Genomic DNA, 9,887 nt, shown 5'->3' with positions numbered 1-9,887 from the left:
GCGGGGGCGGGCGCGGAGGCGTCCAGCTCGCGGAGCGCCTCCGCGTCTCCGAGCGCCTGGAGCTGCCCGCGGAGGCGGGCGACCTCGGCTTCATTTCCGGCCCGGCGGGCCGCGCGGGCCCGTTCGACGAGGAGAGCCGCTTCCCGGCGCAGCTCCTCGCGGAGGGCGGCCATGCGGCGGTCCAGGGCCCCTTCCCAAGCGGCGTCCGGGTGGCGGTTCCGCGCGGCCTCGAGGAGATCGAGCGCGAATCCGAATTCCCGGCGGGCGCGAAACGCCTGAACTTGGCTGTCGAGCTCCGCGAGTTCCCGTGGGATGTCCGCAACGACTCGAGCCGGCGGTGGAGGCGTCTCAGGGCGCGGGGCGGGAGCGGGAGGTGCTTCCGGCGGAGCGGTGACGGGCGGCCGAGACTCCCCTGGCGGGGCGCCGGTCCGCAGGGCGAGGACGGCCAGAAACGCCACGGCGGCGGCGCCGCCGAGTCCGGCCCAGGCGACCGCGGTCCGGCGCCGGGGGCGGGGCGATTCGCCGGGAAGGATGCGCAGGCGCGAGGTGGATCCGGGGGACCGGTATTCGGGGGCGGGTCGAGGGGGCGCCGCGCGGCTGCGGGCGCGTTCGATTTCCTCCGGGGTCAGGATCTCGCGGGCACAGGAGGCGCAGGCGATCCGGGCGCCCGTGCGAAAGGCACGGCCCTTTTCGAAGTCGGAGCCGACAAGGCGGGTCTGGCATTTGAAGCAGTAGACGATTTCCTGACCCATCCCGGTCCCCGCCCGCCCGCGCCTCGCGGAGCTTGCCTTGTCCTGTGAAAAGTATAACGTCCGGAGCGGAGCCCCGGCGCGGAATCCCGCGAACCGGCGTTTCCGACGGCCGTTTATAAAATATGCGCCGGGGAAATCGAGGGAACGGCGTTACGGATTCCGCCGGCGGGGAGTCCTATCGACAGGCGGCATGATGCAGGGCAAGAAGGTTTCGGTCGTCCTGGGCGGCGGGGGCACCAAGGGGCTGGCCCACATCGGAGTCCTCAAGGTGCTGGAGCGCTACGGCCTGATGCCGGACGAGTACGTGGGAACGAGCGTCGGGGCCTATATCGGAGCGCTGGCCGCGGGCGGCATGAGCGCAGGCGAGATCGAAAACGTGGCGCTTTCGCTGCGCCGGCAGGACATCCTGGACTACAACTGGCTGGGGTTGCTCATTCACCGGGGACGCGCCCGAAGCCTATACCGCGGCAAGGCGCTGCACGATTTCATCCGTCGCACGCTGCCGGTGGACCGGTTCGACCGCCTTCCCCGCCCCCTGTACGTGACCTCCGTGGAGCTGGAGAGCGCCCGCGAGGTGATCTGGGGAATGCCCGGGTACCGGGAGGTCCCCATCCATGACTGTGTCGTCGCCTCCTGCGCCATTCCAGGAATCTTCCCTCCCAAGCGGATCAATCAGCACTATTTCGTGGATGGAAGCCTGGTGGACACGTTGCCGGTGAAGGTCGCCGTGTACAACAGGGCGGATCTTATCCTGGCCGTGTATCTCGAACCGCGGGAGGCGGCCTCTTCCGGCGTTGAAAAGAAGGGGATCGCGGCGATCCTTCAGCAGTCCCAGTCGATCCTCTCCCGGACGCTGGCGCGTCACAACCTTCGTTACTTCGAGCGCGAACCGATCGTTCTGATTCAGCCCCGCGTGGCCGACCACGGGATGTTCGAGTTCGACCACACGCGGGAGGTGATCCGCGCCGGCGAGGAGGCGGCGGAAGCCGCGTTGCGCGGCCATCCCGCCACGCGGGCGCTTCTCCCCGCCGGGGATCCCAGTCCCCGGCCGGCATAACGCGCTTTCCCGCCCGGGGATCACCCCTTGGGGCCGCGGGAAGCGAACCACGGCGGCTGTGCCGCTCCCCGTCCGGACGGCGGGGATGGCTTCCCGGCGGCTTCCGCTTGCGGGAGAACGGCCATGGCAGGTCCGAAGACGGAGTTTCTCAGACGGTCGGAGGCCGAGGCGGGGGTGCGCGCCGCGCCGGTCGGCCCGAAAGCCATCGCAGGCGGATCGGCGGTCGTGGCCCTGACGGGGCTCGGAGCGGTCCTCCTGTCGATCATCGGTCTGTCGGGGGCGGCGCCGGCGACCGTGGACTCGGCCGCGATCGTGGCCCTGGGCGCAGCGATCCTCCTGGGTGGCGGCGCCTACCTGGCGCGGATCGCCCGGATTCCCGGAGCGGCGGACGTTCGCGGCTGGTTCTCGGCGGAGAGCTTCCTGGGCGCGGTCGGCGTGGCGCTGGCGGTTATCGCCCTGCTGGCGGGGAACGTGCTGACCCTGAATGCGCTGGGGGCGCTGGCGCTCGCGCTGGCGTTTCTTTGCGGCGGCATCGGCCTGGGGCGCCTCGGCCGCCTCGGAGAGGAAGCCCGTGAGGAGGTGGGGACGCCGCGGCGCGTCGCCGGAACCGCGGCGGGTCTGCATCTGGCCTGTGGGGCGGTCGGGGCGGTGCTGGCCTTTCTGGCCCTGATCGGACCGACGCCGCGCACGCTCACCGAAGTCGCCGTCCTGGTCATGGGGGCGTGCGCCTTCTTCGCCGGGTCGGTGCTTGCGGCGCGCCTGGCTGCGGCCCTCGCGCGAAGGGCGTAGGAAAAAACGCCGGCCCCGACCCGTCGATCGGGCCGGGGCCGGCGCGGAAATCGCGGGAGACGGAACGGATCAGTCCTGCGTAAGCGGGACGATTTCGTCCACGACGACGACCGAGTAGCCGTCCCAGCCTTCGGGGTTCTTGATGACGACCCCGTTGACGCCGACGTACTTCTGGTAGAGGTCGTTCAGGCGGGCGATCATCTTATCGTCGCCGTCCTTGACGCGCAGGAAACCCACGATCTTGCCGCCCATAACGAGCTTGTGGGAGCCGGGGCGCTTCCACAGCAGGCCGCAGGTATCCACGTAGCCCGACAGGGCGAACGTCCGCGCCGGCGGTTCTTCCGGCTTCTGGGCGAGCTTCTCGCGCTCGCGCGCCAGGCGCAGCTCTTCTTCGGCCTTGCGGGCGCGGTGCGTCATCCAGATGAGGTGAAGCTCCTTGTACCGCTTCAGGCCCCGCTCGGCCTCCGCGCGCAGGGCCGGCGTCTGAGCCGCCGCGAGAGCCCCCTCATAGGCGGCGACGACCCCGCCGAAATCGACGTCATCGAGCTTCTGCGCGTCCACGAGCCGGCGCTGCTCTTCGAGGAGCTGGTCGGCCTGCGCCAGCTTCTCGCGGGCCTCGGCGTCCCCGCCGGCCGCCCGGGGCTGGGGGCCCTTGCGCGGGGCCGCTTCGTCGGCGACCGCGGCGGCCACCGGCGCGGGCAGCTCCTTGCCCGGCCGCACGTACTTTTTGCCCACGTAGTACTTCACCGACGCCGGCGCTTCGATCTTGTACCAGCCCATGTGCTCGGAAAGGATCTTGACGGCGTCGCCCTGTTTCAGGGTGCAGAGCACATCGGCGTTGACGCGGCTGTCCATCCGGACGGGCACGTCGTCGGCGGTCACGACGCCCTTATCTCCCTCGCGCTGCACGTTGCGCCCGAAGATCCACGCGGTGCACCCGCGGACGGGGAGAATCTGAAAAAAATCCTCCCGTTCGCCGACCACGGTGACCTTTTCCCCGAGCGAGAGGACCGAGACGATCACACTCGTCTGGTCCGCCTTGGGAAAGAGCCGAACGTTGAGCCGTTCCGCGGAAACCTCCGCCTCGAACGGGAAGGCGCGCTTCTCGAACGCCACCTTCTGCTCGCCCGACTTTTCCTGAGCCGACGCGCTGGCGGAGACGGCCGCCAGGACCGCACCGAGCCACCACCTCTTCATCGCTGCCCCCTCTCCTAGAAAATAAACGGTTGAAAAACGAAGGACGAAAATACGCGCTTCCGGGAAGAATCACAACGGCGGGACGATCGTCCCATGCTCCCTCTCTCCTCGCTTTGCGGCCGGCGCGCTAGGGCGCGGGGGGCCGCTCCGTCTTCTTAAGCCCCGGGTCCTCCTGAACCTCGGCCGCCCGGACGAGAGTCGCCGCGTAGTCTTCGCGGCGGCGCTCCCGCCGTTCGCGCGTCAGCCGCTCCAGGGATTCCCGGAACTCCCGCTCCAGATCGTCGGGAACCACCTCAACGACGTCTTCGAGATACACCACGTAGGACCAGTTTTCCTTCTCGCGCGAGCCGGCCAGGGCGGTTCCGGGGACGACGGCCGCCTTTCCGGGCGCCAGGCCCGCGGCCTGCCGGCGGAGCATGCCGCCCAGGGCGGCGTCGCCCACGCCGGGATCTCCCTCTTCGGGATTGAAATAGCGCGTGGGCCGCCAGTCGGCGGGATGACGGCGGCGGCCGGCGGCGAAACCGCGGGTATTGATCTCCTGGACGACGTTGGCGGCCACCTGCTGGGTGCGCTTGCGGATCTGCTCCCGCTGCAGCGCCTTGACGATCCGGTCCCGAACCTGCTCGGTCAGGCCGGGATCGTAGGCATCTTTGCGCTTAAGAAGCCGGAAGAGGACCACACCTTTCGTCGTCGTTACCTTCTGGGAAATGTCCCCTTCCCGATTCTTGCGATCGAACGCCCAGAGCGCCAAACCGCTGTTCTGGCCGACGGTCTTCTCCACATCGTCCACCGAGCGGCGGTCGAACGAAGGAGTGACGTCGTGGACGAGATCGACGCCCTGCGCCTTGTACTTCTCCTTGAGCTTCTCGAAGACGTCGTCGGAGAACTTCCCTCCGTTGGCGGCGGCGTCGGCTCCCAGGTCGACGTTAACCTGGTCCATGAGGCGCGAGGCCTCCCTTTCGGCCCAGCGGCGCCGGACGCGTTCGGCGATCTCGGAGCGCACTTCCTCGAAGGGTCGGAACCTGGGAGCCTCGTCGTCCCGATGCTCTTCTCCCGGGGCATGCTCATGGGGGGCCTGGAACTCCCGCCGGTTCTCATCGTAGTACTTGCGGAGCTCCTCCTCGGTCGGCTCGGGCGCCTTCTTTTGGAGGGATTCGAGTTCGATCATGAGGTAGGAGACGTTGGCCTTCTCCGGAACGCGAAACTTGTCCTTGTTCTGCTCGTAATAACGCGCGACTTCATCCGCCGTGACCGGCTTGAGGTCGCGCGCGAAGTCCTGGGGATCGAAGGCGGCGTACCAGAGCTTGACCAGGCGCCGGCTCTGGAGCGCGTCGGCGAACGCCTCCTCATGCTTGGCGAACGACGCCTCGGCGACGAGGTCGAGAAGCTTGTCGATGACCACCTGGTCGCGGGCCCAGGCCTCGAAAACCGGCATCGGGGCGCCGAAGATGTCCCGGGCGATGCGTTCCAGAATTCTCATGTCGAAGGCCTGGCGGCCGAACGTTACCCGCGTGTAGACGTCGCGGATCTTGCGGGCCACTTCGAGATCGGTGGCGGAAATCCCCTTGGCGGCCGCGTCGTGGAGGAGGATGATGTTGCGCCACGCCTGCTGGCGGATCTCCTCGGCGGTGGGCCCCTGAACGCGCTGGCCGCGCATCATCTGGAAAAGAACCCAGGGTTCCCGTTCGATCTTGCCCCACCACCAGGAGGGGTGGGCCTTGCGCCGGTGTTCCTCGAAGTGCGCGCGGGGAACCTTGATTTCGCCGAAGATGACGCCCGCCGTTCCCTTGAGGGCCTCGTCGGCCGGGGTGGGGTTCATGTATCCCCAGAGGACGAGAGGCAGGATCATCATAATGGCGATGAAGAGGAAAAGTCCCCGCGAGGACTTCTCCACGAACTTCCCGAAGTTCATTTGACCTCTTCCGGCCTCGGCAGGTCCTCGATCGACTTCAGGCCGAACGTATCGAGGAACTCCTTCGTCGTCCCGTACAGAACAGGCGCTCCGGGCACTTCGTCGCGTCCCACGATTTTGACGAGATGGCGCTCCATGAGGGCGCGAATCAGTTCCCCGGACGCGGCCCCGCGGATCGCCTCGACATCCACGCGCTTGATCGGCTGCTTGTACGCGATGATGGCCAGGGTTTCGAGCGCCGCCGCGGAAAGCTTCCGATCCGCTTTGGATTTCTTGAGTTTCGCGATTATATCGGCGTACTGGGGCCGGGTCAACAGCTGGTACCCTCCGGCGATTTCCTCCAGCGCGAAGGCCCGGCCGGACTCCTCGTATTCGCGGCGGAGTTCGCCGAGGGCCTGCTTGATCTCCTCGGGCCCCGAGTCGGGCACAATTTCCTTCAGGCGATGGAGCGACAGGGGTTCGTCACAGGTGAAGAGGACCGCCTCGAGCGCCGCCTTCAGGCTATCCACTCCGCCGCCTCTCTCGCAAAATAAGTCAGGATAAAGTCAGCTCCGGATCGCTTGATGGAGGTGAGAACCTCGAGAACGACCTTTTTCTCGTCGATCCACCCTCTCTCCCCGGCGGCCCGGATCATCGCGTATTCGCCGCTCACGTTATACGCGGCCGTCGGCCAGCCGAATTTTTCCTTCGCCCGCCGGAGAACGTCGAGGTACGCGAGCGCAGGCTTCACCATAATTATATCGGCCCCCTCGCGAATATCAAGGTCGATCTCCCGAAGGGCCTCCTCCGCGTTGGCCGGATCCATCTGGTAGCCGGCGCGGTCGCCGAACCGGGGAGCGCTTTCGGCCGCCTGGCGGAAGGGGCCGTAGAACGCGCTGGCGTACTTGGCGGCGTACGCGAGAATGGGCGTCCGCGGAAGCGCGCGGCGGATCGCGGCGACCGCTCCGTCCATCATGCCGCTCGGGGCCACGACGTCCGCGCCCGCCTCGACCTGGGACGCCGCGATGCGCGCCAGAAGCGGCAGCGTCGCGTCGTTGTCCACGTCGCCGTCCCGGAGCACCCCGCAATGGCCGTGGTCGGTGTATTCGCAGAGGCACACGTCCGTGATGACGACGAGATCGGGGATCGCATCCTTGAGCGCGCGGACCGCCTGCTGGACGATGCCGCCCCGGGCCCACGCGCCCGACCCCCGGGAATCCTTGCGCGGGGGGATGCCGAAGAGGATCACGCTTCCGACTCCGGCGCGGACGAGCGCTCGCGCGTCGCGCAGGAGTTCGTCGATCGAGAGCTGATACTGTCCGGGCATGGAAGGGATGGGGGCGCGGACGGCCTTCCCCGCCCGCACGAAGTACGGCATGACGAGGTCTTCGGGCAGAAGCTCGGTCTCCCGCACCAGGCGCCTCAGGCCGGGGGACTTCCGGAGGTTTCGAAGGAACGTTTTCATGATCTTTTCACGATTTCCTCGAGGAGCGCCTGGAAGGTGAACCGTCGCGGAACGGCGCGGACCTTGAGGCCGAACCGCCGCGCCTCGCGGGCCGTCACCGGGCCGATGCAGGCGACGCGGGCCCGGACGGGGCGGCCGTCCACCGCGGCCATGAAGTTGCGCACGGTCTGGGCGCTGGCGAAGGTGATCCAGTCGGCTCCCTCCACGGCGCTCACGTTGTCGGGGGCGACTTTGTCGATCCGGTAGAGCACGAGGTTGGTGACGCGGGCGCCGCTCTTCTCGAGAAGGCGCTCGAAATCGGGGTTCATCTTGTCGGCGCCGGGGTGGAAGACGTGGGCGCCGCGCACCCCGCGGCGCGCCAGCTCGCGCGCGAGCGCGCGGCTGGTGAATTCCGCGGCGACGACGTCGGGCCGGATGCCGCGTTCCCGCAACGCCCGGGCCGTCTGGTCCCCCACGGCGCAGACCACGAGTCCCGCGAGTTCCCGGGCGTCCCCCGCGAGGTTCCTGAAGAAGAGGTCGACCGCCGTGCGGCTCGTGAAGGCGAGGTGGGTGAATCCCCGCCCGCGCAGCCGGATGGGAGGCACGCGCACCGGCCGGATGCGGATCGTGGAAAAGGAGACCACCTCGGCCCCGAGGGCCTCGAGCTCATGCGCCAGTTCGTGCGACTGCTCCCGGGCCCGCGTGACGACCACGCGCCTGCCGAAAAGAGGCTTGTTTTCGAACCATCGCAGGCGGGGCATGAGATCCACCACGCGGCCGATAAACGTGACCGAAGGGGCCGCGAGGTCCGCGGCGCGTTCGGCGATCGTCGCCAGGGTCCCGCGCACCGTGCGTTGCCGGGGCGTGGTGGCCCAGGAGACCGTGGCCGCGGGCGTGGCGGGATCCCATCCGAGACGGATGAGCTTGCGGGCCAGCCGGCCGAGCGTCCGGTGTCCCATGTAGACGACGAGGGTGCCGCGCCGCGGAAGATCCGCCGCGTCCAGCTCCCCCTTCCGCGTCACGCCCGTCACGAAGGTGACCTGCGACGCGCGTTCGCGGTGGGTCAGGGGGATCCCGGCGTAGGTCGAGGCGCCGATCGCGGCGGTGACGCCGGGGACGATTTCGAACGGAATCCGCGCGCGCGCGAGGGCCTCCGCCTCCTCGGCGCCCCTGCCGAAGATGTACGGATCCCCGCCCTTCAGGCGCACGACCGTGCGCCCCGCGCGGGCTTCCCGCACGAGGAGCCGGTTGATCTCCGGCTGTTCGAGCGTGTGGCTGTCGGACCGTTTGCCGGCATACACGCGCCTCGCGCGGGGAGCGAAGTCCAGGAGCCGGGGATTGACGAGGTGATCGTAGACGACGACGTCGGCTTTCCCCAGGAGCTCGCGGCCCCGTACGGTGATCAGGCCGAGATCTCCGGGGCCGGCGCCCACGAGATAGACGGTTCCCTTCTTGTTCGGCCGGGACACGGCCTCACTATAGCGGATCGGAGTTCTTCGGGCAACGTCGCTTCCGGGCGCCGGGTCATGCGGGCTGGCCGGCCATCTCGAGCATGGCGGCCGCCAGGGCTCCCTTGGCCGTGGCGTGAAGCGGATCCCGGGCCAGCCGGATGTCCTTGACGGGGATCGGGAAGTCGAGCTCCTTGAAGACGGCCTTGACGAGCTCGATGAAGTTCCCCGCCATGGCCGTTCCGCCCGAGAAGACGATCGAGATCGGATCCGGGAAGCTCGGCATGTTCTCGGCGGCCCGGAACCGCTCGGCGATGTTGGTCAGGTTGTACTTGATGAGGTTCCGGTAGTAGATCGCGATCGCGTCCTCCTCGCGGGTTCTCGGGCTCATGAGATCGACTCCCTTCTCCTTGAGGAGGGCGGCCTTGACGGGGGTGATGCCGAGCGCCTGGGCGACGTTGAAATCCACCCAGTCGCCCGAACGGGCCGTCGAGAAGGTCAGCGCGGGCATGGACTTGTACGCGACGCAGATGTTGAACATGCCGCCGCCGCAGGAGATGCCGATGCCGGTGAAGTCCTCGTCGGCCAGCTCGGCGAAGACGACGGCGTGCCCCTCGATGATATGGCTGGGCTTGTATCCCAACGCCTTGAGCACCGCGTCGAAAAGGTCGCGGTGATAAGCCACCGAAAGGTCCATGTCCACGGGATCCCCGGGAACCGAGTAGAAGCAGACCTCGTTCGGAACGCGGGGCTCCCCGAGGATCGAACCGATGAGAAGCTTCATGACCGGCAGGGCGTCCTGCTCCTTGGGGGAGATGAGGCCGTCCTTCATGGGCCGGCGCGTGTTGCGGTTGAGGACGTTCGCCAGCTCGAACGCCTCATCGCCCAGGACGTACATGCGCTTTCCCTGGACCACGTAGGGAACCTTGAGCTGGGTCAGCATGTTCTTCGTGTAGGGAGTAATCTCGACGTCGATGAAGGCGTTGCGGCGCAGCCGCAGGACGACCTCCCCCTGGTCGTTCTGCTCCGCGGCGACCAGGTTCACGGTTCCGATGTCGAGTCCCTTGCCGTGCTTGAGGTCCCCTGAGGCCAGAAGCGACCGGGCGGACTCCACATGCAGCCGCCGGGCCGCCGGCACGGCGGCCGCCGGCGGTGGCTCCGGGGCGGGCGCCGGCGCCGGGGGCGCCTCCTCGACAGGCGCCGGAGGGGGCGCCTCGGGGGCGGCGGCCCGCTCGACTTCGAGGAGACGGGCCTTCAAGCGGGCCACTTCGCGGCGGGCTTCGGCCAGATCCGCCAGAGGGGCGGCGGG

At 68.4% G+C, this 9,887-nt stretch carries 9 protein-coding genes; 2 read left to right on the top strand and 7 right to left on the bottom strand.

Annotated elements, in window-relative coordinates:
* Positions 1-752, bottom strand: a 752-nt coding sequence (locus VNO22_09830) for a hypothetical protein (GenBank protein ID HXG61665.1), incomplete at its 3' end; no start/stop codon positions are given.
* 190 nt (positions 753-942) lie between these two features.
* On the opposite strand from VNO22_09830, the gene VNO22_09825 reads away from it, so the two are divergent.
* Both VNO22_09825 and VNO22_09820 read left to right on the top strand, forming a co-directional pair.
* Positions 943-1,809 (top strand): patatin-like phospholipase family protein, encoded by an 867-nt coding sequence (locus VNO22_09825; GenBank protein HXG61664.1) that lies wholly within the window; start codon positions 943-945, stop codon positions 1,807-1,809.
* A gap of 123 nt (positions 1,810-1,932) precedes the next feature.
* Complete coding sequence (locus VNO22_09820; GenBank protein ID HXG61663.1) at positions 1,933-2,598, top strand: hypothetical protein; 666 nt, start codon at positions 1,933-1,935, stop codon at positions 2,596-2,598.
* Positions 2,599-2,667: 69 nt separating this feature from the next.
* On the opposite strand, the gene VNO22_09815 is transcribed toward VNO22_09820, so the two are convergent.
* From VNO22_09815 to VNO22_09790, 6 genes are all read right to left on the bottom strand, one after another.
* Positions 2,668-3,795: an SH3 domain-containing protein gene (locus VNO22_09815; GenBank protein HXG61662.1), complete on the bottom strand. Its 1,128-nt coding sequence runs from the start codon at positions 3,793-3,795 to the stop codon at positions 2,668-2,670.
* Positions 3,796-3,922: 127 nt separating this feature from the next.
* Entirely contained in the window at positions 3,923-5,707 is a 1,785-nt protein-coding gene (locus VNO22_09810; protein HXG61661.1) for a hypothetical protein, read from the bottom strand.
* Positions 5,704-6,216, bottom strand: coding sequence for an SMC-Scp complex subunit ScpB (gene scpB, locus VNO22_09805; GenBank protein HXG61660.1), 513 nt, complete (start codon positions 6,214-6,216; stop codon positions 5,704-5,706). Before scpB ends, VNO22_09810 begins: the two co-directional genes overlap by 4 nt.
* Complete coding sequence (gene hemB / locus VNO22_09800; protein ID HXG61659.1) at positions 6,204-7,151, bottom strand: porphobilinogen synthase; 948 nt, start codon at positions 7,149-7,151, stop codon at positions 6,204-6,206. The genes scpB and hemB overlap by 13 nt, the downstream gene beginning before the upstream one ends.
* Positions 7,148-8,599 (bottom strand): uroporphyrinogen-III C-methyltransferase, encoded by a 1,452-nt coding sequence (gene cobA, locus VNO22_09795; protein ID HXG61658.1) that lies wholly within the window; start codon positions 8,597-8,599, stop codon positions 7,148-7,150. Before cobA ends, hemB begins: the two co-directional genes overlap by 4 nt.
* A gap of 55 nt (positions 8,600-8,654) precedes the next feature.
* A partial coding sequence (locus tag VNO22_09790; GenBank protein ID HXG61657.1) for a cell division protein FtsA occupies positions 8,655-9,887 on the bottom strand: 1,233 nt, incomplete at its 5' end.

This window comes from Planctomycetota bacterium (genome assembly GCA_035574235.1).
In the GTDB taxonomy this organism is placed as follows: Bacteria; Planctomycetota; MHYJ01; order MHYJ01; family JACPRB01; genus DATLZA01.
Note: the sequence above shows the minus strand (reverse complement) of the source record. Positions and strands in the feature narration are given on the sequence as shown.